The 25,286-nt window shown below is 63.5% G+C and carries 22 protein-coding genes and 1 tRNA gene; 13 read left to right on the top strand and 10 right to left on the bottom strand.

All coding sequences use genetic code 11. The features are described 5' to 3' along the window. Positions 1–64: 64 nt before the first annotated feature. From NKH38_RS17000 to NKH38_RS16980, 5 genes are read left to right on the top strand one after another with little or no spacing between them, the layout of a single operon-like run. On the top strand, positions 65–1,606 hold the full coding sequence (locus tag NKH38_RS17000; RefSeq protein ID WP_352761958.1) for a sugar ABC transporter ATP-binding protein: 1,542 nt from the start codon (positions 65–67) through the stop codon (positions 1,604–1,606). Then, positions 1,603–2,580 carry an ABC transporter permease gene (locus NKH38_RS16995; protein ID WP_023730988.1) on the top strand — a complete coding sequence of 326 codons (978 nt, stop codon included), beginning with the start codon at positions 1,603–1,605 and terminating at the stop codon, positions 2,578–2,580. The genes NKH38_RS17000 and NKH38_RS16995 overlap by 4 nt, the downstream gene beginning before the upstream one ends. Beyond that, on the top strand, positions 2,577–3,572 hold the full coding sequence (locus NKH38_RS16990; protein ID WP_352761424.1) for an ABC transporter permease: 996 nt from the start codon (positions 2,577–2,579) through the stop codon (positions 3,570–3,572). Before NKH38_RS16995 ends, NKH38_RS16990 begins: the two co-directional genes overlap by 4 nt. Continuing rightward, complete coding sequence (gene rhaM, locus NKH38_RS16985; RefSeq protein WP_023681927.1) at positions 3,572–3,889, top strand: L-rhamnose mutarotase; 318 nt, start codon at positions 3,572–3,574, stop codon at positions 3,887–3,889. The genes NKH38_RS16990 and rhaM overlap by 1 nt, the downstream gene beginning before the upstream one ends. After that, entirely contained in the window at positions 3,886–5,262 is a 1,377-nt protein-coding gene (locus tag NKH38_RS16980) for an FGGY-family carbohydrate kinase (RefSeq protein ID WP_352761959.1), read from the top strand. Before rhaM ends, NKH38_RS16980 begins: the two co-directional genes overlap by 4 nt. On the opposite strand, the gene NKH38_RS16975 is transcribed toward NKH38_RS16980, so the two are convergent. Then, positions 5,263–7,089, bottom strand: coding sequence for an alanine racemase (locus tag NKH38_RS16975; protein ID WP_352761960.1), 1,827 nt, complete (start codon positions 7,087–7,089; stop codon positions 5,263–5,265). Between the two features lie 146 nt (positions 7,090–7,235). On the opposite strand from NKH38_RS16975, the gene NKH38_RS16970 reads away from it, so the two are divergent. After that, a complete protein-coding gene (locus NKH38_RS16970; RefSeq protein ID WP_023688670.1) occupies positions 7,236–7,445 on the top strand; it encodes a hypothetical protein in 210 nt (69 codons plus the stop codon). 7 nt (positions 7,446–7,452) lie between these two features. Here NKH38_RS16970 and NKH38_RS16965 read toward each other — a convergent pair whose 3' ends face one another. Together NKH38_RS16965 and galE are read right to left on the bottom strand one after the other, a co-directional pair. Next, a complete protein-coding gene (locus tag NKH38_RS16965) occupies positions 7,453–8,703 on the bottom strand; it encodes a D-amino acid dehydrogenase (RefSeq protein WP_023688671.1) in 1,251 nt (416 codons plus the stop codon). 98 nt (positions 8,704–8,801) lie between these two features. Further along, entirely contained in the window at positions 8,802–9,797 is a 996-nt protein-coding gene (gene galE / locus NKH38_RS16960) for a UDP-glucose 4-epimerase GalE (protein WP_023688672.1), read from the bottom strand. A 279-nt stretch (positions 9,798–10,076) separates the two neighbouring features. Between galE and hemA the strand changes: the two genes are divergently transcribed. Next, positions 10,077–11,354 (top strand): 5-aminolevulinate synthase, encoded by a 1,278-nt coding sequence (gene hemA / locus NKH38_RS16955; protein WP_023711399.1) that lies wholly within the window; start codon positions 10,077–10,079, stop codon positions 11,352–11,354. Positions 11,355–11,372: 18 nt separating this feature from the next. On the opposite strand, the gene NKH38_RS16950 is transcribed toward hemA, so the two are convergent. Continuing rightward, complete coding sequence (locus NKH38_RS16950; RefSeq protein ID WP_023696681.1) at positions 11,373–12,539, bottom strand: pyridoxal phosphate-dependent aminotransferase; 1,167 nt, start codon at positions 12,537–12,539, stop codon at positions 11,373–11,375. Positions 12,540–12,696: 157 nt separating this feature from the next. Further along, positions 12,697–13,116, bottom strand: a complete 420-nt coding sequence (mscL, locus tag NKH38_RS16945; protein WP_023681933.1) for a large conductance mechanosensitive channel protein MscL — start codon at positions 13,114–13,116, stop codon at positions 12,697–12,699. A gap of 251 nt (positions 13,117–13,367) precedes the next feature. On the opposite strand from mscL, the gene NKH38_RS16940 reads away from it, so the two are divergent. Next, positions 13,368–16,871, top strand: coding sequence for a PAS domain-containing hybrid sensor histidine kinase/response regulator (locus NKH38_RS16940; protein ID WP_352761961.1), 3,504 nt, complete (start codon positions 13,368–13,370; stop codon positions 16,869–16,871). A 67-nt stretch (positions 16,872–16,938) separates the two neighbouring features. On the opposite strand, the gene NKH38_RS16935 is transcribed toward NKH38_RS16940, so the two are convergent. Both NKH38_RS16935 and NKH38_RS16930 read right to left on the bottom strand, forming a co-directional pair. Further along, positions 16,939–17,598, bottom strand: coding sequence for a response regulator transcription factor (locus NKH38_RS16935; RefSeq protein WP_023821561.1), 660 nt, complete (start codon positions 17,596–17,598; stop codon positions 16,939–16,941). 118 nt (positions 17,599–17,716) lie between these two features. Then, entirely contained in the window at positions 17,717–18,145 is a 429-nt protein-coding gene (locus NKH38_RS16930; RefSeq protein WP_023821560.1) for a hypothetical protein, read from the bottom strand. A gap of 201 nt (positions 18,146–18,346) precedes the next feature. Between NKH38_RS16930 and NKH38_RS16925 the strand changes: the two genes are divergently transcribed. Beyond that, positions 18,347–18,697 carry a DUF952 domain-containing protein gene (locus NKH38_RS16925; RefSeq protein ID WP_023738223.1) on the top strand — a complete coding sequence of 117 codons (351 nt, stop codon included), beginning with the start codon at positions 18,347–18,349 and terminating at the stop codon, positions 18,695–18,697. Continuing rightward, positions 18,694–19,764 (top strand): quinone-dependent dihydroorotate dehydrogenase, encoded by a 1,071-nt coding sequence (locus tag NKH38_RS16920; RefSeq protein ID WP_352761962.1) that lies wholly within the window; start codon positions 18,694–18,696, stop codon positions 19,762–19,764. Before NKH38_RS16925 ends, NKH38_RS16920 begins: the two co-directional genes overlap by 4 nt. On the opposite strand, the gene NKH38_RS16915 is transcribed toward NKH38_RS16920, so the two are convergent. Beyond that, positions 19,761–21,098 (bottom strand): MATE family efflux transporter, encoded by a 1,338-nt coding sequence (locus tag NKH38_RS16915; protein WP_023730976.1) that lies wholly within the window; start codon positions 21,096–21,098, stop codon positions 19,761–19,763. The genes NKH38_RS16920 and NKH38_RS16915 overlap by 4 nt on opposite strands. A 217-nt stretch (positions 21,099–21,315) precedes the next feature. On the opposite strand from NKH38_RS16915, the gene NKH38_RS16910 reads away from it, so the two are divergent. Then, on the top strand, positions 21,316–22,218 hold the full coding sequence (locus NKH38_RS16910; protein WP_023726827.1) for a histone deacetylase family protein: 903 nt from the start codon (positions 21,316–21,318) through the stop codon (positions 22,216–22,218). Positions 22,219–22,286: 68 nt separating this feature from the next. Here the strand turns inward: NKH38_RS16910 and NKH38_RS16905 are convergent, their stop codons facing one another. Then, on the bottom strand, positions 22,287–22,550 hold the full coding sequence (locus tag NKH38_RS16905; protein ID WP_023681941.1) for a DUF6460 domain-containing protein: 264 nt from the start codon (positions 22,548–22,550) through the stop codon (positions 22,287–22,289). A 181-nt stretch (positions 22,551–22,731) separates the two neighbouring features. Between NKH38_RS16905 and NKH38_RS16900 the strand changes: the two genes are divergently transcribed. Further along, a tRNA-Gly gene (locus tag NKH38_RS16900) sits at positions 22,732–22,805 on the top strand. 4 nt (positions 22,806–22,809) lie between these two features. Here NKH38_RS16900 and NKH38_RS16895 read toward each other — a convergent pair. Then, positions 22,810–23,817, bottom strand: a complete 1,008-nt coding sequence (locus NKH38_RS16895) for a LysR family transcriptional regulator (RefSeq protein WP_023669640.1) — start codon at positions 23,815–23,817, stop codon at positions 22,810–22,812. A gap of 294 nt (positions 23,818–24,111) precedes the next feature. Between NKH38_RS16895 and chvE the strand changes: the two genes are divergently transcribed. Beyond that, positions 24,112–25,182, top strand: a complete 1,071-nt coding sequence (chvE, locus tag NKH38_RS16890; RefSeq protein ID WP_023681943.1) for a multiple monosaccharide ABC transporter substrate-binding protein — start codon at positions 24,112–24,114, stop codon at positions 25,180–25,182. The last annotated feature ends 104 nt before the right edge of the window (positions 25,183–25,286 follow it).

Here is a 25,286-nt window from a genome sequence, read left to right as displayed (position 1 = left end):
GCGCGGCGGGACCAAAATCCCGCCGCGACTTTAAACGGACCTTGTTTCAGGGCTTGATACGGATATGGACACGACAGCCCAGCACGGCATTGCGAAGGAGGAGCCCACGGGTCCTGCCCCGCGCCTGACGCTGTCCGGCGTCTCCAAAAGCTTTCCCGGCGTGCGCGCGCTGCACAATGTCAGCCTGTCGCTTTACCCCGGCCAGGTTACGGCGCTGATCGGTGAAAACGGTGCCGGCAAGTCGACGCTGGTCAAGATCATGACCGGCATCTACCAGCCCGACGCCGGCACGATCAGCATTGACGGCCAGTCCGTCACCCTGCCCAGCGCGCATGCCGCCTTCGGCCACGGCGTCACCGCCATTCATCAGGAAACCGTGCTGTTCGACGATCTGAGCGTCGCCGAAAACATTTTTCTCGGCCATGCGCCGCGCACGCGGCTAGGCACCATCGACTGGCGCACCATGCGAAAACACGCGCGCGAAGTGCTCGACACCATGCATGCCGGCCATATCAACGCCGATGCGCGGCTGAAAGACCTCGGCATCGCCAACAAGCATCTGGTAGCGGTTGCTCGCGCGATGTCGATCGATGCGCAGATCGTCATCATGGATGAGCCGACCGCAGCCCTTTCGATGAAGGAGATCGAGGAGCTTTTCCTGCTGATCGAATTCCTCAAGGAGGAAGGCAAGGCGATCCTGTTCATCAGCCACAAGTTCGACGAGATCTATCGGATCGCCGATCGCTACACCGTGTTCCGCGACGGCGAGATGGTTGGCGAGGGCCTTATAAAGGATGCCGGCCAGAGCCAGATCGTGCGCATGATGGTCGGCCGCTCGGTCGACCACATCTTCCCGCAACGCAAGGCCGAGATCGGCGCGCCGGTGCTGTCTGTATCCGGCCTGTCGCACCCGACCGAATTCAGCGATATCGGCTTCGAGCTGCACGAGGGCGAGATCCTCGGTTTCTATGGCCTGGTCGGCGCCGGGCGGTCAGAGGTGATGCAGGCGATTTCAGGCATCACCCGCATATCGGGCGGCACGATCACGCTGGAAGGCAAGGTGATCACGCCGAAATCGGCGGCGGATTCCATCGAAGCCGGCATCGTCTACGTGCCGGAGGAGCGCGGCAAGCAGGGCGTGGTGATCGGCCTGCCGATCTTCCAAAACGTCTCGCTTCCCTCGCTCAAGCGCACCTCCAAATCCGGCCTGCTGCGATTGTCGGACGAATTCGCGCTCGCCCGCTCCTACACCGAGCGGCTAGACCTGCGCGCCTCGTCGCTGAGCCAGGATGTCGGCACGCTGTCGGGCGGCAACCAACAGAAGATCGTCATCGCCAAATGGCTGGCGACAGCGCCCAAGGTGATCATCCTGGATGAGCCGACCAAGGGCATCGACATCGGCTCCAAGGCCGCCGTGCACGGCTTCATGGCGGAGCTCGTCGCGCAGGGCCTGTCGGTGATCATGGTGTCGTCGGAACTGCCGGAGATTCTGGGCATGTCCGACCGCGTCGTCGTCATGCGCGAAGGGCTGGTTGCGGCGGTCTACGATAATAAGGGGCTGGACGCCGAAACGCTGGTCCGGACGGCAGCGGGGATCGCGGCATGAAGGCTCTCCTTAAATACCGCGAGATCTGGCTGGCAGCGGCGATCGTCGTTTTGATTGCTGTGATCTCGACGCGTTTCCCGGCCTTTGCCGACCCCGGCAATCTCGCCCAGGTGTTCAACGACACCTCGATCCTGATGATCCTGGCGCTGGGACAGATGGTCGTCATCCTGACCCGCTCGATCGACCTGTCGATGGCCTCCAACCTGTGCTTCACCGGCATGGTGGTGGCGATGCTGAACGCCGCGCATCCGGCCATCCCGATCCCGCTGCTGATCGTCATTGCGCTGGCCGTCGGACTGGTGCTCGGCGCCATCAACGGCCTGCTGGTGTGGCGGCTGAACATCCCTTCGATCGTGGTGACATTGGGCACGCTCACCATCTATCGCGGCGCCACCTTCGTCCTGTCCGGCGGCGCATGGGTCAATGCCGACAAGATGAGTCCTGAGTTCATCGGCTTCCAGCGCGCAGCTTTCCTGGGCATTCCGGTTCTGTCCTGGATCGCCATACTGGTCATCGCGCTGTTCTTCGTGGTGATGACGCGAACCGCGCTTGGCCGTTCGATCTATGCCATCGGCGTCAACCCGACGGCGTCGGTCTATGCCGGCATCGATGTCGGCCGAACCAAATTCATCGTCTTCTGCATTTCCGGCATGATCGGCGGGCTCGCCGGTTATCTCTGGATTTCTCGTTATGTCATCGCCTCGGTCGAGGTCGCCAACGGCTATGAACTCAACATCATCGCCGCCTGCGTCATCGGCGGCATTTCGATTGCCGGCGGCATCGGCTCGGTCGGGGGCGCGGTGTTAGGGGCGCTGTTCCTCGGCATCATTTCCAACGCGCTGCCCGTCATCAACATCTCGCCCTTCTGGCAGATGGCGATTTCAGGCAGCGCCATCATCCTGGCCGTCGTGCTCAACGCGCGTGGCGAACGTCAGCAGGGGCGGATCATTCTGAGGAAGGCGGAGGCGGCATGACCGACACCCCCGCCCCGCGCCACATTCCCGACCGGCTCGACAAGCCGCTCTCCTCGGCGATCTTTTCCTGGGAAGCGCTGCTGGTCGTCGTGGCGGTCGCCATCTTCGCCATCAACAGCTTCGCATCGCCCTATTTCCTCGATGCCTATTCGCTGTCGGACCTGACCTTCAATTTCACCGAGAAAGGCCTGATCGCCTTCGCCATGGCGCTGCTGATCATTTCGGGCGAGATCGACCTGTCGGTCGCCGCCATCATCGCGCTCGCCTCGACCATGATGGGCATGGCGGTACAGGCCGGCGCCGACACGCCGGTGCTGGTGGCTATCGGCATCGTCGTCGGGCTCGGTTGCGGCGCCTTCAACGGCCTGTTGGTGACGAGGCTCGGCCTGCCGTCCATCGTCGTTACCATCGGCACGATGAGCCTGTTTCGCGGCATTGCCTTCATCATCCTCGGTGACCAGGCCTACAAGGGCTATCCCGAGAGTTTTGCTTTCTTCGGCCAGGGCTATGTCTGGTGGGTGGTGTCGTTCGAACTGGTGCTCTTCCTCATCGCGGCCGTCGCCTACTGGTTCCTGCTGCATCGCACCAGCTTCGGCCGCCGTGTCTTTGCCACCGGCAACAATCCGGTCGCGGCACAGTTTTCCGGCGTTCGCGTCGGCCGCATCAAATTCATCCTGTTTTGCCTGACAGGGCTGATGGCCGGCATCGCCTCGGTGCTGATCACCTCGCGGCTCGGCTCGACGCGACCGTCCATCGCGCAGGGTTACGAGCTTGAGGTCATCACCATGGTGGTGCTGGGCGGCGTCAGCATTCTGGGTGGCTCCGGCAGCATTGTTGGCGTCGTGCTCGCCGCCTTTATCATGGGGCTGGTGACCTTCGGCCTCGGCCTGCTCAACGTGCCCGGCATCGTCATGTCGATCTTCATCGGCCTGCTCTTGATCTTCGTCATCGCGCTGCCGATCGTCTGGCGACAGCTGCGTGGTAACAGCTGATGCCTGAGAAATACGCCTTCAAGATGCAGCTCAAACCCGGCATGAAAGCCGAGTACAAAAAGCGCCACGATGAGATCTGGCCGTCGCTGGTGGCGCTGCTGAGAGAGGCCGGCGTCGCCGATTATTCGATCCATCTCGATGAAGACACCAACATCCTGTTCGGCGTGCTGTGGCGGCGCGACGACCATGGCATGGCCGACCTGCCGAAGCATCCGGTGATGCAGCGCTGGTGGGCGCACATGGCCGACATCATGGAGACCAGGCCGGACAACCAACCGGTGGCCATCCCCCTGGAAACAATGTTCCATATGGCATGAGTGCGCTGCGCCACATCGCCGTCATCGACATCGGCAAGACCAACGCCAAGGTGGCGCTGGTCGATCTCGTCACGCTGAGCGAGGTGGGGTTGCGCCGCATGGCGAACGCGCCGCTGCGACAAGCGCCCTATCCGCATCACGATGTCGAGGCGCTGTGGACGTTTATCCTCAACAGCCTTGCCAGCCTCGACCGCGAACAGCGTATCGACGCGATTTCGATCACCACGCATGGTGCGACCGGCGTGCTGGTCGACGCCTCGGGCGAGCTGGTGCTGCCTGTCCTAGACTATGAGTTCGATGGCCCCGACAGGTTGGCGGCGGAGTATGATGCTGTTCGTCCGCCCTTCGCCGAAACCGGTACACCGCGCCTGCCGGTCGGTCTCAATCTCGGCGCGCAATTCTTCTGGCTTGAGAAGCGTTTCCCCACCGAATTCGCCAAGGCCGCCGCGATGCTGATGTATCCGCAATACTGGGCGCTGCGCCTGACCGGCGTTGCCGCCAACGAGGTGACCTCGCTCGGCTGCCACACCGATCTGTGGAGCCCTTGGGAGGCGGACTTTTCCTCGATGGTCGACAGGCTGGATTGGCGCAGGCTGATGGCGCCGGTGCGGCCGGCCAGGGACCAGCTCGGCCCGATCCTGCCGGCGCTTGCCGCGCGCACCGGGCTCGATCCGCAGACCCCGGTATTCTGTGGCCTGCACGATTCCAACGCCTCCCTATTGCCGCATCTTCTGTCCGACGAGCCGCCCTTCTCGGTCGTCTCGACCGGCACCTGGGTGGTATCGATGGCGGTCGGCGGCAGAGAGATTGCGCTCGATGCTGCGCGCGACACGCTGGTCAATGTCAGCGCGCTTGGCGCTCCCGTCCCCTCGGCGCGGTTCATGGGTGGCCGCGAGTTTTCCCAGCTGACCAAGGACAAGCCGCAGGACTGCAGCGGCAGCGAGGTGCTGGCCGTTCTGACCGGAAAAATGCTGCTTTTACCTTCTACGCAGCAGGGATCGGGACCGTTCCCGCACCATGCCGCGGAATGGCTTGATGCCGACGGCATCAGCAAAGGCGAGCGGTTCGCCGCCATTTCCTTCTATCTGGCACTGGTGACGGCGACCTGCCTCGAGCTGATCGGCGCCGACGGCCCGACCACCGTGGAAGGACCGTTTGCTCGCAACCGGCTCTTTGTCGGCATGCTGGCGGCAGCGACCGCGCGCATCGTCATCGCCTCCGAGGCGGCCACCGGCACCAGCATCGGCGCGGCACTGCTCGCATCCGATCAGCCAGTGACGCACGGCAAGGGCGAAAGAATTGAGCCGCAGACCGACCCGGTCTGGGCGGCCTATGTCACAGCGTGGCGCGCGGCAGTCGACGCGCAAGGCTGATCACAAAATCCGCTTCCCAAAGGCCGACATGACGAAGTTGACGGCGTCGGCGCCGATCCGCGGCTCCAGACCGGCGGTCAGCCCGGAAACATCCATCGACAGCAGACCGCCGGACAGCGAGATCGCCTCCATTGCCTGATGCGTCTCGCGCACCGTCAGCCCGCCCGAGCCCGCAGCCCAGCCGGTAAATTCGGTCGCCGTCGGCGAATAGCTGACGTGAAAGCCCTGCGTGCCCGACGTCGCGATGCGGATCGCCTCATGCATGAGGTCGCGCATGCCCATGGCGTCGATGTCGGTCATGGTGAAGGCCGAGACACGCGAATCCTTGAGCACCCTTGCCTCCGCCGGATCGGCATGGCGCAGGCCCACGATGACGACATTTTCCGGCGACAGCTGCGGCTGCAGCGCGCCGGGCTTGTGATCGAGACCGAGCGCGCGGGCCAGCACCGGGACTTCAGGCATGTCTTCGGCCTCCTCGTCCTCGGGCATCAGGGCGGCGAGGGAATCGATCCAGATCAGGCCAAAGGAATGCGTCGCCCGCGCCGTTGCGGTCAGCGCCTTGTGGGCGATACGGCGATCTGCGCCGGCGGCGAGACGGACGAGGCCCGAGGGCGGCCGCTCGACGTCGGCGAGTTCGACCACGTCGAAATTCATTGCCTCCAGCCGCGCGCCGGTTCCCTCGCGGGCGATAATCCCGCCGGCTTCCGGTTCGGCCGAGATCGACACCATCTTGCGGCCGGAGAAATCCGCGACGTCGTGCATCGGCGCCTTCTCGACATATTCCGAGGTCATCGCCAGAAGCATGGCGCCATAATTCATGCGGAAGGCGACGCGGTCGCCGACGGTGGGTCGCGGATCGGCATCCTGCACATCGAGCAGCAGATGGTCGCTGGAAGCGCCGAGCACCCTCACCCCTTTGGCGATCGGCGTCAGCCCTTCCACCAGCACGTCCTCGCGGCCTATATTGGCGATGGCGCGCAGCCGGTCGCCCTCGTCGGCAAAGACCGGCTGGTTGCCGAAGGCGTCGTAGCCGGATGTGCCGATCGGCCGCGAAGGCTTGAGTTTGACCTCGATGATGTCGCTGGTCAGCCGGCAGGCATCGGGTTCGAGTTCGGGCCACGGCACGTCGCGAAAGGTTTCGACACCGCCTTGCAGGATCGCCTCGCCCACGCGCAGATTGTTGATGCCGGGCGGCAGCTTGCCTTCGAGCAGCAGCGTCAGCGATGACGAGGCGCCGCCGGAAATGAAGTCGAGGCTTTTGCCGGACAGGCGCTCAGTCTTGTAGGCATGGGCGACGAGTTGGCCAAGGTTCTCCGGGGTCGGCATTATGGCGCCGAAGCAGCCGAGATTGGTGCCGATGCCGGCGATGCGCACGCCCTTGAATTCCAGGATCTGCTCGACGGTGGGGATCAGGTCGCTTGGCCAGATGCCTTCGCGGAGATCGCCGAGATCGATCATCAGCATGATGTCGTGGACGCGGCCCATGCGCTCGGCAATGCGCGATATCTCGCGGATGGTGGTCAGTTCCGACTGCAGGCTGATGTCGACGGTGCGCACGACCTCCTCGACGCGCGCCATGGGCGGGCTGCGCAGCAGCATGACCGGCGCATTGATGCCGCTGTCGCGCAGCCGCCGAATGTTCTCAAAACGCGATTCCGCGATGCCGGCAACACCGCCGCGCAGCATGGCCCGCGCCACCTGCGGCATGCCGCATGTGCCCTTGGTGACACCGAATACCTTGATATCAGACAATGCGCAGCGTTCGACGATGGTGCGGGCGTTGCGCTCGATGCGGCCAAGGTCGATAGCGACTTGCGGTCCCGACATTTCGTCACTCAGGGTTTGTAGAATCTGTCAGTCAGATGCATCTTCCAGATCGTCGTACGATATTTGTCAAACTTTGCGCAGTGACGGTCTCAATGTTGGAAACCAGAGCAATTGTATGTGGGCACGTCTTTCGATCGGAGAGGCCGGTGACGCTGGTCGTTCATCATTTCGATGGTGAGTGGCAACTGACCTGCGGCGAACATGATCACCCCGCGGACTGCGGAGGTTTCGAAGTTATCGGTCTCGGCCATTTGACCGCCAGGCAGGAAAACTTGGCACAGATTGGCCAGCTTGAGCGCGGATGGCTTGCCGAATGGGTGCACGACGAATGGACTCGATGCCAACACGACGACTAGAGCTCCCTCAGTTCCCGTAGACCAGCCCTTGCGGGTCGATCTCCGGCTTGCGGCCGGCGACGAGGTCGGCCAGGAACTTGCCCGAGCCGCAGGCCATGGTCCAGCCGACATGGCCGTGGCCGGTGTCGAGGTAAAGGTTCTTGTATTTCGCCTTGCCGATGACCGGCACCGAGTTGGGCATCATCGGTCGCAGACCTGCCCACAACAGCGCCTTCTTCTCGTCGAAAGCGCCGGGGAAAAGGTCTTTGCCGGTGCTCAGCATGGACTTGAAGTCGCTGAGCTTGAAGCTGCGGTCGAAGCCGGTGAACTCGGCTGTCGAGGACATGCGCAGGCGGTTTCCGAGCCTGGAGTAACCAACCAGCCGGTCCTCGTCGGCGCCGCCCATGGTCGGTCCCTTGCTCTCGTCCTCCAGCGGGATGGTCGCGCTATAGCCTTTAACCGGATAGACGGGCAGGTCGATACCGTAGCGGCGGCCGATCAGGCCGCTCTCGGGGCCCATGGCGATGACGACGGCGTCGCCCGTCACCGGGCCGGCCGATGTCATGACCGCACGCACCCGATCGCCTTCTATGTCGAGCCCCTCGACCGTGGTGTCGAACAGGAATCTGACGCCGAGCTTTTCGGCGGCATAGGCGGCCAGCCCATCGACGAATATCCTGGAATCGCCGGTCTGGTCGATTGGCGAATAAACGCCGCCGGCGATCTTTTCCTTCACTCCGGCGAGCCCGGGCTCAAGTTCGACCAGCCGGTCGCGGCCGACGATCTCGATCTGCAGGCCATGCTTCGCCAGAAACTGGTAGTTGTCGGTGCCGGTGTCGAGACTGTGCTGCGAGCGGAAGAAATAAAGAATGCCCTTCTTGCGCTCGTCATAGTGGATGCCGGTGGCGTCGGAGAGCGCGTTGATGCAGTCGCGCGAATAGAGCGCCAGGCGCAGTTTGACCTGGCTGTTGGCGCGCAGGCGCGCCACCGTGCACTGGCGCAGGAAGCGCAGGCTCCAGGCGAGGAAATAGGGATCGAAGCGCAGCCTGACCTTGATGCCGAGATCATGGTTCCAGAGCGCGCGCAGGAAGGTCTTCAGCGCCGCCGGGGAGGCCCAGGCGGTGGCGTCGCCCGGCGACACCAGACCGGCATTGGACTGGCTGGTGCCGCGCGCCGGCGCCGGATGGCGCTCGATAACGGTGACCTCATGGCCGTCGGCGGCCAGATAATACGCGGCCGCGGTACCGACAACACCGGCTCCAAGCACCGTTATCTTCATGCCACCCCCTCTTCGCGGCGCAGCGCCTCCACGCCGCATCGCCAATGCCTTCAATAGCGCTTCGCCGCGCGCCTTGCGAGCCCTCGGAAGTGCCCGGCTCAGCCTCGCGCGGAGTTCTTGCCGGTGAGGATGCGCTCCCAGGCGAGCGCATCGGCGACGATCTGGTCAAGGTCGTCGCGTTGCGGGGTCCAGCCGAGTTCGGCGCGTGCAAGGTCCGAATTGGCAACCACGGCGGCGGCGTCGCCGGGGCGCCGGTCGCCCGTCTTGACCTCGAAATCCCGGCCGAAGGCGCGCCGCACGCTGTCGATGACCTCGAGCACCGAATAGCCGTGGCTGTAGCCGCAATTGGCGACGAGGCTGCCGCCGCCGGCGCGCAGGCGCTGCAGCGCCAGCCGGTGGGCCGCGGCCAGGTCGCTGACATGGATATAATCGCGCATGCAGGTGCCGTCCGGCGTCGGATAATCGGTGCCGAACACCTGCATGAAGGGGCGTTTGCCGAGCGCGGTCTCGCAGGCGACCTTGATCAGATGCGTGGCGCCAGGCGTCGACTGACCCGTCCGGCCCCTGGGGTCGGCGCCGGCGACGTTGAAGTAGCGCAGGGCCGTGTAGCGCAAGGGATGCGCAAGCGCTGCATCGCGCAGCATCCATTCGCTCATCAGCTTGGACAGGCCGTAGGGCGATTCCGGCGCCAGGCGGGCATCCTCGCGCACCGGCTCCAGGCCGGCGCCGCCATAGACGGCGGCGGTCGAGGAAAAGATGAAATGCGGCACGCCCTCGCGCACCGCGGTTTCGATCAGCGTGCGGGTCTTGGAGGTGTTGTTCTCGTAATAGGCGAGCGGGTCGGCAACCGACTCCGGCACCACGATGGAACCGGCGAAGTGGATGATCGCGTCGACCTCGTTATCCCGGATGATCTGGCCGACCAATTCCCTATCGGCGACATCGCCGACGACAAGCTTGGCTTCCGGCGCTACCGCCCATTCGAAGCCGGTGGAAAGGCGGTCGAGAACGACGACGCTCTCGCCGGCATCCAGCAGTTCCCAGACCATGTGGCTGCCGATATAACCGGCGCCGCCCGTTACCAAAACCGTCATCCGTGTCCTCTTTTACTCATGATTTATCGGAAACTGTCTCAATCACCGCCTTACTGGAAAGCCTGCGGCAAGGCCATTAGAAACGCCTGAATGTTAAATCCGTAACAGTCTCACCGGCCTGCGGCATCGTACGGAAACAAAATTGATCCACATCAAGGGAATAGGCCACGATCCGGGGTCGTTAGGAACAGGCTTGGGGCGTGGCATTTTGACCAAAACGGCCCGGTGGACGACGAATGGGCCAACGATTATGATCCCGCGCAAAACTGGGAAGGCGACATGAACTATCAGCGGTTCTTCGAGGAAGCGATCGACCAGCTCCACGCCGAGCGGCGCTACCGGGTTTTCGCCGATCTCGAGCGCATTGTCGGCAAGTTTCCGCGCGCCATCTGGCGTTCAAACGGCCGCGCCGAGGAAATCACCGTCTGGTGCTCCAACGACTATCTCGGCATGGGCCAGAACCCCGATGTCATTGCCGCTTTCCAGAACGCGGCCGGCAAGATGGGTTCGGGCGCCGGCGGCACCCGCAACATTTCCGGCACCTCGAACCCGTTGGTCGAACTCGAGCTGGAACTGGCCGACCTGCACGACAAGGAAGCCGCGCTCGTCTTCACCTCCGGCTTCGTCTCCAACGAGGCCTCGATCTCGACCATTGCGCGGCTTTTGCCCAATTGCCTGATCATTTCGGACGAGCTCAACCATGCCTCGATGATCGAAGGCGTACGGCGCTCGGGCGCCGAAAAGAAGATTTTCCGCCACAACGACGTCGCGCATCTCGAAAGCCTGCTGCAGGTGGCGGGCCGCGAACGCGCCAAGCTGATCGTGTTCGAGAGCGTCTATTCGATGGATGGCGACATCGCGCCGATCAAGCAGATCGTCGAACTGGCCGAACGCTACAACGCCATGACCTATATTGACGAGGTCCATGCCGTCGGCATGTACGGACCGCGCGGCGGCGGCATCACCGAGCGCGAGGGGCTGGCCGACCGCATCGACATCATCGAAGGCACGCTGGCCAAGGCGTTCGGCACGCTGGGCGGCTATATCGCCGGCAACAGCGCCGTCATCGACGCGGTGCGCTCCTATGCGCCGGGCTTCATCTTCACCACGGCGCTGCCGCCGGCGATCGCCGCCGCCGCCACCACGTCCATCCGCCACCTCAAGCGGTCGCAAGCCGAGCGCGATGCGCAACAGCGCCAAGCGTCGCGGACCAAGGAGGTTCTGTCTGCAGCCGGCCTGCCGGTGATGGAATCGCCGACACACATCGTGCCGGTGCTGGTCGGTGACCCCGAACTCTGCAAGATGGCCAGCGACCGTCTGCTCGGCGTGCACGGCATCTACATCCAGCCGATCAACTATCCGACCGTGCCGCGCGGCACCGAGCGGCTGCGCATCACGCCGACGCCGTTCCATACCGATGCGCTGATTGCGGGACTGCAGGACGCGCTGGTCGAGACATGGGATGCGCTGGGCATTCCCTACGGCTCCGCCGGACGGCCCACTGTCGCCAAGAGCGACCGGATTGTGCCGCTGCTTGTGCCGAAGTCGGGCGGCTGAAGCCGCCGGCCATTCACCTCAAACCGTCCTCATCCATCCCGCCAGCCGGTGTGCCGCTTCCTCGAGTTGGTCGAGGCGGCGGTGGAAGCACAGGCGCAAAAACGCCTCTCCGCCAGGGCCGAAGGCGGTGCCCGGCGCCAGGCCGACATTGGCCTTGTCGACGATGTCGAAAGCAGCCCGGCGCGGATCGGTGATGCCGTCGACCGTGAAAAACAAATAGAACGCGCCTTGCGGCACGGTGAAGCGCGCTTTGCCGGTTGCGCCGAGAATATCGCAGACCAGGTCGCGCGCTTTCCTGGCGCGCTCCACCTGCTCGACGATGAAGGCATCACCGTGGTCCAGCGCCGCGACGGCGCCGCGCTGCATGAACTGGGCGACGCCTGAGGTCGAATACTGGATCAGGTTCTCGAACACCTGCTGCAGCTCGGGATGGGTCTTGATCCAGCCGACGCGCCAGCCGGTCATCGCCCAGTTCTTGGAAAAGGAGTTGACGAACAGGATGCGGTCTTCCGCGGTCGAAATGTCGAGGAAGGACGGCGCACGGCCGTGGCCGTAGTGGAACAGCGAATAGATCTCGTCGGCGATGATCCACAGGCCATTTTGGCGGGCGAGATTCAGGATCGCCTGCAGCGTTTCCTTATCGGCCGTCCAGCCGGTGGGGTTCGATGGCGTGTTGACGAACAGCGCCTTGGTGCGCGGCGTCACCGCAGCCGCAATTTTGTCGACATCGCAGGACCAGCCATTGCCCGACTGGTCGAGCGTGACCGCAACCGGGGTAGCGCCGGAAATACCGGCGGCGGCGGCGAAATTCGGCCACGCCGGGGAGAGATAGACCACCTCGTCGCCGCTGCCGGCGACCGCGGCTAATGCCAACTGAATGGCATGCATGCCGGAACCGGTGGCGATGAATTCCTCTTCGGCGAAGCTCTTGCCGAAATGCCTGGCATAGTAGCGAGAAAGCGCTTGCCTCAGCTCCGGAATGCCTTTCTGCCAGGTATAGAAGGTCTCGCCATTGGCGAGCCCCTTGGCGGCGGCTTCCGAAATGAAGGCAGGCGTCGGCAAATCGCCTTCACCGGCCCAGAGCGGGATCATGCCCTCGCGCGTACGGCCGTAATTGACGACGGCGACAATGCCGCTTTCGGGGGCGGCCACCGCTTCGGCGCGCAAGCTATCGATCAGGGTCATGACAGGTCCGTTTTGATGTCCGCTTTGATGCATGTCATTATCCAGAACCGCTGCGCACTTATGGGCGACATGCATTGGCGGATGCTCTTAGCAGATGCGGCAACAGAAAACCCCGGCCGCGAACGACCGGGGTTTTGGTCCAGAAATCTGGCCTTGTCTATTTCCTGGCGAGGAGATCGCGAATTTCGGTGAGCAGTGCGACGTCAGCCGGCGGCGGAGCCGCAGGTGCGGCCGGCTTCTCGCGCTCGAGCCGCTTGCGCATGTTGTTCACGGCCTTGACCATAAGGAAGATGATGAAAGCCAGGATGACGAAATTCAGCGCCACGGTGATAAAATTGCCGTAGGCGAACACCGCGCCTTCCTTACGCGCGTCGGCAAGATTGGTCGAATGCACTGTTGATGAGAGGCCTATGAAGTAGTTGGAAAAGTCGACGCCACCAAGTGCGCCGATGAAAGGCATGATGATGTCATTGACAAGAGAATCGACGATCTTGCTGAAGGCCGCGCCGATGATGACGCCGACCGCAAGGTCCATCACATTTCCTTTGGAAATGAATTCCTGGAATTCTTTCAGCATTCGACCCTCCTTGTCATGACGGACCGCGCTGCCGCCGTCCCTCCGGCGTCGGCCCGTGCGCACCATAACAAAAACCTGCGGTTGCAACAGAAGCAAAAGCTGGAAAACACCGCTTTCTCCTTACCTTAGGTCACGGTTCGACAGGGCGGCGTCGCGGTCATGCGCCGAAAGCCGCGATGGACTTGACCTTAGAGCTGTGATTGCCTCTGGGCAGGCCGGGGTGAAAGCTGGCCGAGGAGGATTTTCGGGCCGTGCAGGGCTGGTTCATCGTCATCATTGCGGTCGCCTATGTAACGCTGCTGTTCGTCATCGCCAGCCTCGGCGACCGGCGTTCAACGGCGCTGGGACCCGGCCGCGCCCGGCCCTTCATCTATGCGCTTAGCCTCGCCATCTACTGCACCTCCTGGACCTTCTTCGGCTCGGTCGGCCTGTCGTCCGAGCGCGGCCTCGAATTTTTGGGCATCTACACCGGGCCGGTGCTGGTGTTCGTGTTCGGCTTTCCGCTGCTCAATCGCATCGTGCGGCTGGCCAAGAGCGAGAAGATCACCTCGATCGCCGACTTCCTCGGCGCGCGCTACGGCAAGAGCTTTGCCGTCTCGGCGATCGCCACGCTGATCGCCACCATCGGCGCGGTGCCCTATATCGCACTGCAATTGAAGGCGATCTCCGGTTCGGTCGGCCTGATGGTCGAGCATTATACGGGATCGCCGCCCTCCTTCGATCCCTTCGTCAGCGACATCTCGCTGGTGGTGGCCATGCTCTTGGCGCTGTTTGCGGTGCTGTTCGGCACCCGCCATGCCGACGCCACCGAGCACCAGGACGGGCTGGTGCTGGCGGTGGCGGTCGAAACCGTGGTCAAGCTCGCCGCCTTCCTGGCGATCGGCCTGATGGTCACCTTCCTGATCTTCGGTGGCCCGGGCGACATGATCGACAAGCTGGCCGAAAACAGCCAGGTGCGGCAAGCCATGGGCTACAACACCTCGCTCGCCACCTGGCTGGTGCTGACTTGCCTGAGCGGCTTTGCCATCATCATGCTGCCGCGCCAGTTCTACGTCACCATCGTCGAGAACCGCGGCGAGGCCGAACTGCGCACCGCGACCTGGGTGTTTCCGCTCTATCTCGTGGCGATAAACCTGTTCGTGCTGCCGATCGCCTTCGCCGGCCTGGCGCTGGTCGGCGCCAAAACCACCAGTGACCTCTATGTGCTGGCGCTGCCCTTGTTCGGCGGCCATGACTTCCTCGCCATGGCCGCCTTCATCGGTGGGCTGTCGGCGGCGACCGCCATGGTGATCGTCGAAAGCGTGGCGCTGTCGATCATGATCTCCAACGACCTCGTCATCCCGCTGTTCGTGCGCCGCCTGCTCAAGACCACGACCTCTGAGAATGAGGATTGGTCGACGCTGATCCTCAACGTGCGGCGCGGCGCCATCTTCATCCTGTTGTTCATCGCCTTCCTCTACTACCGCGAAAGCACCAACTCGGCGCGGCTGTCGTCGATCGGCCTGATGTCGTTCGCGGCAATCGCCCAATTCGCGCCGGCGCTGATCGGCGGGCTGATCTGGCGCGGCGCCAATGGCCGCGGCGCGGCCCTTGGCATGGTCGCCGGCATCCTCGTCTGGGGCTATACGCTGCTTTTGCCGTCGCTCTCGGCAGCCGACGCGGACATCGTCGTGCAGGGGTTGTTCGGTTTCGAGGCGCTGCGGCCGCAGGCTCTGTTCGGCACCGTCGCCGAACCGTTGAACCACGGCGTGCTCTGGAGCCTGTTGGTCAACACGCTGTTCTTCGTGCTCGGCTCGCTGTCGCGCGCGTCAGTGCCGCTGGAGCGGATCCAGGCGTCGATCTTTGTGCCGCGCGAATCCGGCCCGATGCCCAGCCTGCGCCGCTTCCGCACCGCCATCACCGTCAATGTGCTGAAGGACACCATCTCGCGCTACCTCGGCGTCGAGCGCACCGAGCGCTCCTTCCAATCCTTCGAGAAAAGCAATGGCGTCTCGCTGCACGGCAATGAGCAGGCCAGCATGGATGTCATCCGCTTTTCCGAGCAGCTGCTGGCGAGCGCGGTCGGCTCGTCTTCGGCGCGGCTGATCCTGTCGCTGCTGTTTCGCCGCAACGACCGCGAGTCCAAGGACGCCTTTCGCCTGCTCGACGACGCCACCGAAGCGCTGCAGCACAATCGCGACCTGCTGCAGATCGCGCTCGACCAGATGGAACAGGGCATCACCGTCTTCGACCGCGATTTCCGCCTGATCTGCTGGAACAGACAATATCGCGCGCTGTTTGACCTGCCCGACGAGATGGGCCAGGTTGGCGTCTCGCTCGACCGCATCCTTCGCCATCTGGCCGAACGCGGCGACATTCCGGCCGATCAGCGCGTGGCGATGCTCAACCGGCTGACCAGCTTCGTCAGCCCATGGCAGATGGAGTTGACGACCAGTGGCCGTATCCTCGAACTGCGCTCCAACCCGATGCCGGACGGCGGAATCGTCGCCACCTATGCCGACATATCAGGACGCGTCGAACAGGATTTGGCGCTGAAGCGGGCCAATGAATCGCTGGAGCAGCGGGTCAAGACGCGGACCATCGAACTGACTAGGGTTAACGAGGAGTTGACCCGGGTCAATGAGGAGCTGGCGCAGGCGCAGATGCTGGCCGAGGAGGCCAATCTGGGCAAGACGCGCTTCCTCGCCGCCGCTGGCCACGACATCCTGCAGCCGCTGAACGCCGCCCGTCTCTACTGCTCGTCGCTGATCGAAAAGGCCGGCAAGGGCCCGGCCGGGAAGGCTGCTATCAACATCGAATCCTCGCTGGAATCGGTCGAGACGATCCTGGGCGCCGTGCTCGACATTTCCCGCCTCGACGCCGGCGCGATGAAACCCGATGACAGCGCCTTCCGCCTGGACGGGCTGCTGCGCCAGATCGGCAATGATTTTCAGCCGCTCGCCGCCGAAAAGAAACTCGATCTGACGATCATAGCCTCGTCACTCAGCGTGTTGACGGACCGCAACCTGCTGCGCCGGCTGATCCAGAATCTGGTCTCCAACGCCATCAAATACACCCCCCATGGCCGCATCCTGGTCGGCGTGCGACGGCGCGGCGAACTCGCCGAAATCCAGGTGATCGACACTGGCATCGGCATTGCCGGCGACAAGCTGAACACGGTCTTCAACGAGTTCACCCGGCTGGACGAAGGCGTGCGCGAGGCCGAAGGTCTCGGCCTTGGCCTGTCCATCGTCGACCGCATCGCGCGGGTGCTGCGGCTCGAGATCCAGATCTTTTCCAACCCGGGCAAGGGTACGCGCTTTTCCGTTATCCTGCCGGTTGCGGCGGTTGAGGCGCCGCGGCGCGAGGTCGAGCCGAAGGCGCCTGCCCGCACCGCGAATTCGCTGGCCGGCCTGCGCGTCATGTGCATCGACAACGACGCCCGCATCCTCGACGGCATGCGGCTTCTGCTCGAGGGCTGGGGCTGCAGCATCGGCACGTTTTCGGGTTCGGAGGATTTTGGCAGGGCCGATCGTCCCGACATCGTGCTTGCCGACTATCATCTCGATGGCAGAAGCGGCCTCGACATCATCGCCCGCCTGCGTGACATCCATGGTTCGGACCTGCCGGCCGTGCTGGTCACCGCCGACCGCTCCACCGAGGTCCGTGCCGCTGCCGCCGCGCTCGACGTGCCGGTGATCAACAAGCCGCTGAAGCCGGCGGTGCTGCGTTCGATGATGGCAAGGGTCAGGCCGCTGGCGTCGGCGGCCGAGTAGAGTTTCTATCTTTTTGTTTTACGCAATTCCCAAGGGAAATTCGCTACGCACTTTTCCTGGAATAGCTTTAGCCTGCTGGCTGCAACGGATCGCTGCCGATCTTGGACAGCTGGATCACCGCCTGGGTGCGGCTGTCGACGCCGAGCTTTTGCAGGATGGCCGAGACATGCGCCTTGACAGTCGCTTCGGAGACGCTGAGCTCGTAGGCGATCTGCTTGTTGAGCAGGCCTTCGGCAAGCATGCCGAGGACACGCGTCTGCTGCGGCGTCAGCGCCTGCAGCCGCTTGATCAGGTCCGATATTTCCGGGTCGCGCTCGATGCCGAGGTCGATGCCGACGGGCGCGGCGATGTCGCCGGCCAGGACCGTCTGCACGGCGCCGCGGATCTCTTCCATACTGGCCGATTTGGAGATGAAGCCGGACGCGCCAAGCTCGAGCGCGCGCCGGATGGTCACCGGGTCGTCGTGGGCCGACACCACCACCAGCGGCACCGCCGGGTGGATGCCGCGCAGCGCGATCAGACCGGACAGGCCGCTGGCGCCCGGCATCGACAGGTCGAGCAGCACCAGGTCGACATCCTCATTGGCCACGACCAGGACCTTGGCGCTTTCGAAATCGCCGGCCTCGTGAATGGCGGCGACATCACCAACGCCGGCAAGCGCCTCTTTCAGCGCGCCGCGGAAAAGCGGATGGTCGTCGGCGATGACGAACGTGTAACCCGACGGCAAATGTTCCTCCCCAAATCCCTTATTGATTATCGGCTTTTACGGGGACCGGACGATTATGCGGCGAAGCGCTTTGTCTTCATGCGGCAATGGCCGGACGGGGCATTCCCCGCCGGGCAGTTCAGGTCTTTTGCGAATTGAGATTGGCGCCGTCATCCTTGTCCATTTCCTTGACGATGCCCATGAAGCCGCGCAGCATGCGCTCCATATAGCTCATCGTCTTGTCGAAATCCTCCTCGCTCGGCAGCTTCGATTCGAGGCGGGCGGACAGCGAGTTCTCGAGCTTGGCGACGCGTTCGTCCATGGCCTTCATCGAGGCCTGCAAACGCTCGACTTCGTCCTGGAAGGCGGCGCGTTCGTCGGCGGCCATCTTGCAGACGAGCTGGCCGGAGCGCTCCTCGCAGATCGACATGGCGCCGGTCCGGGTGTCCATGCGGACATAACCGTTGGCGGATTTTTCCAGCCGGTAGCGGTCGGTCTCTTCGGACCAGGCCGATGCCGCAACCAGCGAGACCAGTGCGGCGGGGATCAGTATGTGCTGCAGACGCATGTTCCATCCTCCACGAGCCAGTATGCGCAACCTATCACAGCTTTGCGCCGTAAATGCGGACGAGTTGCCCTTCCCCGCATGAGCCATCCGGACCAGAGCGGGTCGCCGTTCCACGGCGCTCCGCTCTATCTCCTTGTTTTAACGCAATTCCGGGCGGAAAACCGCTTCACACTTTTCCTGGAATTGCTTTATAGCGCAACAATGTCTCAGATCATCTACAAGATCGCGCCCGAAGCGCTTTGGCGCGCGGCCGAGAAAAACGGCCGTTTCACCGGGGCTCCGATCGACATCGCCGACGGCTTCATCCATTTCTCCACCGCTGATCAGGCCAGGGAGACGGCAGCGAAGCATTTCGCCGGCCAGATGGATTTGCTGCTGATCGCCATCGACGGGGCGCTGCTCGGTGACGCGCTGAAGTACGAGGTCTCGCGGGGCGGCGCGCTGTTTCCGCATCTTTACGGCGAGCTCGACCTGAAGACAGTCCTGTGGGTGCGGCCATTGCCGCTGGGCGCCGACGGCACGCATCAATTCCCGGCGCTGGAGGCCGAATGAGCGTGTTCGACCGCATCGGCCAGAAACTGCTGTTCACCTTCGACCCTGAAACGGCGCATGGCATGTCGATCGCGGCGCTGCGATGCGGTCTGCCGGTCGGCGCACGGGTGGTGCGAGACGATAGGTTGAAGGTCAGCCTCTGTGGCATCGCCTTTCCCAATCCGCTCGGCATGGCCGCCGGCTACGACAAGAACGCCGAGGTACCGGACGCGCTGCTTGGGCTCGGTTTCGGCTTTGCCGAAGTCGGTACCGTGACGCCGCTGCCGCAAGCGGGCAATCCGAAGCCGCGCATCTTCCGGCTGGCCCAGGATGACGCGGTGATCAACCGCCTGGGCTTCAACAACGAGGGCCACGAGGCGGCGGAAAAACGCCTTGCCGCGCGCCAGGGACGCGGCGGCATTGTCGGCGTCAACATCGGCGCCAACAAGGACAGCGCCGATCGTGTCCGTGACTATGAGTTGGGCGTTTCCCGCTTTGCGAAATACGCCAGCTATCTCACCGTCAACATCTCGTCGCCCAACACGCCCGGCCTGCGCACCATGCAGGCGCGCGAACAGCTCGGCGAACTTCTGGCTCGCGTCGTATCGGCGCGTGCCTCGGCATCGGCCCAGCCACCAATCTTCCTCAAGATCGCACCTGATCTGGTCGAGGCCGAGCTGGAGGACATCGCCGCCGAGGTCAGCGAAAAGCAGATCGACGGGGTCATCGTCTCCAACACGACGCTGGCGCGGACCGGATTGCGTAGCACCTCCAGCGAGACCGGAGGGCTCTCCGGCAAGCCGCTGTTCGAACGCTCGACGATCGTGCTGGCCAAGATGCGCAAACTGCTCGGGCCGGAGTGCGCCATCATCGGCGTCGGCGGTGTCGATTCTGCCGAGACGGCTCTGGAAAAAATCCGCGCCGGCGCCGATCTGGTGCAACTCTACACCGGCATGATCTATGCCGGCCCCGCGCTGCCAGGCCGCATTCTTTCAGGCATGGTGCGCTTTGCAGAAAAGGAAAGGCTGACGTCTTTGCGCGAACTGCGCGACAGCCGGCTCGATCAGTGGGCTGCCAAGGCGCTCTAAAAAGCCGTGCGCAGCCTGAGCCGCAGGATGGCCAGCAGGCTGAAGCCGCGCACCAGCAGGAAAACGTGCAGCGCCGCCCACAGGCCGCGATTGCCGAGAGACGGCGCCAAGCTGAACAATGCGGCGCTGAAGGCCAGGAACGACACCAGCATCATGTTGCGCATGTCGCGCGACCACGTGGCGCCGATGAAGACGCCGTCCATCTGGAAGGCCAGCACGCCGCTCAACGGTGTCAGTGCCGCCCACGGCAGATAGATGTCGGCAGCAGCACGAACGTCCTGCGACGTGGTGATCAAAGAAATCAGGCCGGCGCCGCCGAGCCAGAAGATCAGCGTCGCGGTTCCGGCGAGGCCGAACCCCCAGAACAAGGTCAGACGCACCGCCCGGCGGAACGCCGTCTCGGCGCGTGCGCCGATCGCGCGTCCCGCCAACTGCTCGGCGGCTGTGGCAAAACCGTCGAGGAAATAGCCGGCGACGAGAAAGAAGTTCATCAGCACGGCATTGGCGGCCAACGTCAGCGTGCCGAACTGCGCGCCCTGGCGGGTGAACAGCGCGAAAGCGGCGAGCAGCGAGAACGAGCGGATCATGATATCGCGGTTGAGCGACAGCATGCGCAGGAAAGCGGGCATGTCGAGCAGGCGATGCCGCGGCAGGCGGGGTGCGGCCCGGAACCGCCAGACAACGATGGCGAGACCCAGCAGCATGGCCAGACATTCGCCGGTGACGGTCGCCCAGGCCACGCCGGCGACGCCCCAGCCAAGCTTCAGGCCGAGCAGGATGCAAAGCACGATGTTGATGCCGTTGAGCACCGCCTGCAGCATCAGCCCAAGCCCGCCCTCGCCGCGTCCAAGGACATAGCCGAGGATGGCGTAGTTGATCAGCGTGAAGGGGGCGGCGAGCATTCTGATGTGGATATAGACGCCCATCGCCTCGCCGACGCGCGCTTCGCCGCCGATGAATTTCTGGCCGGCGATGGCGATCAGCGGCGCAAGGACGACAAGCACGATGCCGGCGGCGGCCGCGATCAGCACGGCGCGCCAGAACACCGCCTGCTCCTCGGTTTCGTCGCCGCGCCCAAACGCCTGGGCGACGAGGCCGGTGGTGCCGGAGCGCAGGAAATTGAAGGTGCTGAAGACGACGTCGAAGACCAGGGCCCCGGCCGCCAGGCCGCCGAGCAGGGCGGCATCGCCGAACTGCCCGACCACCGCCGTGTCGACGATGCCGAGCAGCGGCGTCGTCAGATAGGCGAGCGTCATCGGCACGGCGATGGCGAGCACCGAACGGTTGGTGACGGCGAAGGGTCTCGCGTCGGCTGGGGTTGCACCCGTGTCCAGGGGATTGCTGCCTTGCTGGTTGCGGCTTGATCGAACAGCCGATGTGCCCCATTTTCCCGCCACCGCGCAATCACTCTTGCCGTGACGGCCAACCGAAATGTTCTTCTGGCGCGAGCCCGCCGGATCCCAGTACTGGTTTTAAGCAATTCCCAAAGGGAAGCGCTACGCGCTTCTCCCGGGAAAACCGCTGCACACTTTTCCTGGAATTGCTTTAGCCATGCCCCTGCAGATCGTCCATCATCCCGACTACGATGCCGGCTTCGCCGTCAATCATCGCTTTCCGATGAGCAAATATCCGCTGCTGATGCAGGCCTTGCATATCAGGGGTCTGATCCATGCCGGGGCGCTGTCGATGCCCGAGCCGGCGCCGGCCTCCTGGCTGAAGCTCGCCCATGCGGCTGATTATGTCGACCAGGTCATCACGTGTTCAGTGCCTGAAAAGATCGAGCGCGAGATCGGCTTTCCCGTGGGACCGCGCGTTTCGCTCAGGGCGCAACTCGCCGCCGGCGGCACGGTGCTGGCGGCGCGACTGGCGCTTATCAATGGCATTGCCTGCAACAGCGCCGGCGGCAGCCACCATGCGCGGCGCGCGCAAGGCGCGGGCTTCTGCACCTTCAACGATGTTGCCGTCGCTTCGCTGGTGCTGCTAGCCGAAGACGCGGTGAAAAACATCCTGATCGTCGATCTCGATGTGCATCAGGGCGACGGCACCGCGGACATCCTGAAAGACGAGCCACGCGCGTTCACCTTTTCCATGCATGGCGAGCGCAATTATCCGGTGCGCAAGATTGCCTCCGATCTCGACGTTGCCCTGCCGGACGGCACCGGCGATGGCGCCTATCTCGAACGGCTGGGTGTCCTCCTGCCGGAGCTCTCGGCCAAGGCGCACTGGGACATCGTCTTCTACAATGCCGGTGTCGACGTGCATGCCGAGGACCGGCTTGGCCGGCTGTCGCTCAGCGATGACGGCGTGCGTGCCCGCGACGCCATGGTGATCGGTCATTTCCGCGCGCTGGGCATCCCGGTCTGCGGTGTCATCGGCGGCGGCTATTCGACCGATGTCGCAGCGCTGGCCGCGCGCCACGCCATCCTGTTCGAGGTGGCGTCGGACTTTGCCTGAGTGGCCTTCGGTTTGAGCACAATCTTTTCCGAAAACCGGTTGCCACTTTTCGGGATCATGCCTCCGCTTCACTTCCGGTAGTTCGCGACCCTGAGCAGGATGAACACCGGCACGACGATCGCGGCGCCGAGCAGGATATAGCCCAAGAAGCGATAGACCGCGTTGAAGCCAAGATTCCACAGATCGATGAAGAAACCCTGGATGCGGTAGAAGACGTCCATCGGCGTCCAGCCGAACGCATTCATGACCAGGCCGACGAGGAACGACACGACCAGCAGCTTGACGATCACCCTGACGGGCGAGTCACCGAGAAAGCGCGTCACTGTGGACAAGGGGCCTGCCTCCAGATTGGTGTGCCCGGATTCGGGGTACAAACCACGAATACGCACTTGCTGCGCCCACATCAAGGCAGGCGGACTGGCGCAATCGGTCGGGGTTTCCAACAGCCGTTTACGAAGAGCTGTCCAAGGGCGATTGCCCGAAGCACGCCCGTCATGATATCGAGAGGCCAATGCGGGTATGATGTAATGGTAGCTTGTCAGCTTCCCAAGCTGAACGCGAGGGTTCGATTCCCTCTACCCGCTCCAGTTCCTATCCCACCTCCCGCAAGATAAAATCGTGCAGCATCTTGGCTGCCGGCGACAGGACGCGGTTCTTCACCGTGATCAGGCTGTAGGGGCGGACCTCGATGTCAAACTCGGTCTGGACGACATCGATGGCGCCGGCGAGACCGTCGGGGTTCTGGATGAATTTTGCCACCTGGATCGACACCGGGGCGATGGCGTCGGACTGCGCCACCATGACCAGTGTGAGCAGCAGGGACGAGGTGTTAAGGATGCGGTCCGGCAGGGCGATGTTGCGGTTCAGGAAATTGCTCTCCATCGCCTGGCGCAGCGGCGACCCGCCCGACTGGAACACCCAGTCGAAGGCGGCGGTGTCCTCCAGCCGCACCGCCCTCCCATTGTTAAGAGGATGGCCATTGCTCAGCGGGTGGCCGCGACGCACGATCAGGCAGGCCTTCTCGACGCCGATGACACGGGATTCGAACAGCCGCGGATTGAGGTCTTCGGGAACACGGGCTATGATGAAATCATGGCGCGTGGCGATCAGTTCGCGCGCCAGCACATTCGACGTCTCGACCTGCATGGTAATTTCGATGCGCGGATAGAGGCGGCGTATCTCGCGGATCGCCGGGACCGCCAGTTCGATCGCCGGCGCCGTCACCGCGCCAAGGAACACCGAGCCGCCCTTGCCGGCCTTGAGCTCCGATATTTCGCGGTCGGCCTCACGCATTTCGAGCAGGATCGAGCGCGCGCGCCGGGCCAGCGCCTTGCCGTAAGGGGTGAGTGTGATGCCGCGCGGCAGCCTTTCGCAGAGCTTCACCTCGAGCACCGCTTCCATCTCGGAAATCATGCGCGAGGCCGCCGGCTGCGAGATGTTCATCACCTGGGCGGCAGCACTCACCCGACCGTGATCGTCGAGTGCTGCGATCATGCGCATGTGACGCAGGCTCAAGCCGCTACGCAGAAGTGTCTCGCCATCGCCCGGCAATTCATCGTAACCGCTTGAAATTCCCTGAGGACCTCGTAAAGCCGCCATGCCTTTTCCCGCTTCCGCCACTGTTCCAGCCCGGTTTAGTCATATACCGGTTTTGGTATAGCAACCACCGAAGATCGCATTTGACAGTTATGGCAAAGGGTCACACTTTCGCGCGTCCTCAAGACTTGACGGTCGATGACGAGCAAAATCGTATCGATTTAAATCAAGACTGAGGGCCGATTGGGAGGATACCGGAGATCGATTATGACGGCGGCGGCGCTTTGGCGCATCCGCCCGACTGCGCGGCCCGCGAAGCCCCGAGGTGTCGCGTCCATCAACCAGGGAGAGTTTTACGTGAAAATCATCAAGACACTGGCCGCCGTCGCGGCCCTTGGCATCGCTGCCATGACCTACTCGGCGCACGCAGCCGACAAGGGTCTTGTCGGCGTGCTGATGCCGACCAAGACCTCGCAGCGCTGGATCAATGACGGCGATGCCGTCAAGTCCCAGCTCGAAGCTCTCGGCTACACGGTCGACCTGCAGTACGCGCAGGACGACATCCCCAACCAGCTCAGCCAGCTGGAAAACGAAATCACCAAGGGCCCGAAGGCGCTGATCATCGCTTCGATCGACGGCACGACCCTGTCGGACGCGCTGCAGAAGGCCGCTGACGCCGGCGTCGTCGTCGTCGCCTATGACCGCCTGATCAAGAAGACCGCCAATGTCGATTACTACACCACCTTCGACAATTTCGGCGTCGGCGTGATCCAGGCGAACTCGCTGGTCAAGGGCCTCAAGGAGCGCTTCCCGAACACCAAGCCGTGGAACGTCGAACTGTTCGGCGGCTCGCCGGACGACAACAACGCCTTCTTCTTCTACAACGGCGCAATCTCGGTGCTGCAGCCGCTGATCGATGACGGCTCGATCAAGATCAAGTCCGGCCAGACCGGCATGGACAAGGTCGGCACGCTGCGCTGGCTCGCCGCCACCGCCCAGGCGCGCATGGACAACCTTCTGTCGGCCAACTACTCGGACGGCAGCCGCGTCGATGGCGTTCTGTCGCCCTATGACGGCCTGTCGCGCGGCATCACCGCTTCGCTGCGCGCCGTCGGTTACGGCACCGACGCCCAGCCGTGGCCGATCGTGACCGGCCAGGACGCCGAGACCGCTTCGGTCAAGCTGATCATCACGGGCGAGCAATACTCGACCGTGTTCAAGGACACCCGCGAACTGGCCAAGGCCACCGTCGAACTCGTCGACAAGGTGCTCTCGGGCGGCAAGCCGGACGGCCTGGATGAAAAGACCTACAACAACGACGTCAAGGTCGTTCCCTCGATCCTTTTGACGCCGCATGAGGTCGACAAGTCGAACTACCAGGCACTGGTCGTCGACTCCGGCTACATCAAGGCCGACGAACTGAAGTAATCCGTTTAGAAAGACAGGGGTCCTGCGCGACGCAGGACCCCTTTCCGTTCACAAGCGACCCCGGTATTGTTTCTACCGGACTTGGTTTGCGTGCATGTCGTTGT

This window comes from Mesorhizobium sp. M1078, assembly GCF_040318615.1.
GTDB lineage: Bacteria > Pseudomonadota > Alphaproteobacteria > Rhizobiales > Rhizobiaceae > Mesorhizobium.
Note: the sequence above shows the minus strand (reverse complement) of the source record. Positions and strands in the feature narration are given on the sequence as shown.

Coding starts and splice junctions, on each gene's coding strand:
- NKH38_RS16950 (WP_023696681.1), bottom strand. CDS start 12,539: ATGACCCTGATCGATAGCTTGCGCGCCGAAGCGGTGGCCGCCCCCGAA.
- galE (WP_023688672.1), bottom strand. CDS start 9,797: ATGACGGTTTTGGTAACGGGCGGCGCCGGTTATATCGGCAGCCACATG.
- NKH38_RS16965 (WP_023688671.1), bottom strand. CDS start 8,703: ATGAAGATAACGGTGCTTGGAGCCGGTGTTGTCGGTACCGCGGCCGCG.
- NKH38_RS17000 (WP_352761958.1), top strand. CDS start 65: ATGGACACGACAGCCCAGCACGGCATTGCGAAGGAGGAGCCCACGGGT.
- NKH38_RS16990 (WP_352761424.1), top strand. CDS start 2,577: ATGACCGACACCCCCGCCCCGCGCCACATTCCCGACCGGCTCGACAAG.
- NKH38_RS16910 (WP_023726827.1), top strand. CDS start 21,316: ATGCCCCTGCAGATCGTCCATCATCCCGACTACGATGCCGGCTTCGCC.
- NKH38_RS16920 (WP_352761962.1), top strand. CDS start 18,694: ATGAGCGTGTTCGACCGCATCGGCCAGAAACTGCTGTTCACCTTCGAC.
- NKH38_RS16895 (WP_023669640.1), bottom strand. CDS start 23,817: ATGGCGGCTTTACGAGGTCCTCAGGGAATTTCAAGCGGTTACGATGAA.
- NKH38_RS16980 (WP_352761959.1), top strand. CDS start 3,886: ATGAGTGCGCTGCGCCACATCGCCGTCATCGACATCGGCAAGACCAAC.
- hemA (WP_023711399.1), top strand. CDS start 10,077: ATGAACTATCAGCGGTTCTTCGAGGAAGCGATCGACCAGCTCCACGCC.
- NKH38_RS16925 (WP_023738223.1), top strand. CDS start 18,347: ATGTCTCAGATCATCTACAAGATCGCGCCCGAAGCGCTTTGGCGCGCG.
- NKH38_RS16930 (WP_023821560.1), bottom strand. CDS start 18,145: ATGCGTCTGCAGCACATACTGATCCCCGCCGCACTGGTCTCGCTGGTT.
- mscL (WP_023681933.1), bottom strand. CDS start 13,116: ATGCTGAAAGAATTCCAGGAATTCATTTCCAAAGGAAATGTGATGGAC.
- NKH38_RS16995 (WP_023730988.1), top strand. CDS start 1,603: ATGAAGGCTCTCCTTAAATACCGCGAGATCTGGCTGGCAGCGGCGATC.
- rhaM (WP_023681927.1), top strand. CDS start 3,572: ATGCCTGAGAAATACGCCTTCAAGATGCAGCTCAAACCCGGCATGAAA.
- NKH38_RS16975 (WP_352761960.1), bottom strand. CDS start 7,089: ATGTCGGGACCGCAAGTCGCTATCGACCTTGGCCGCATCGAGCGCAAC.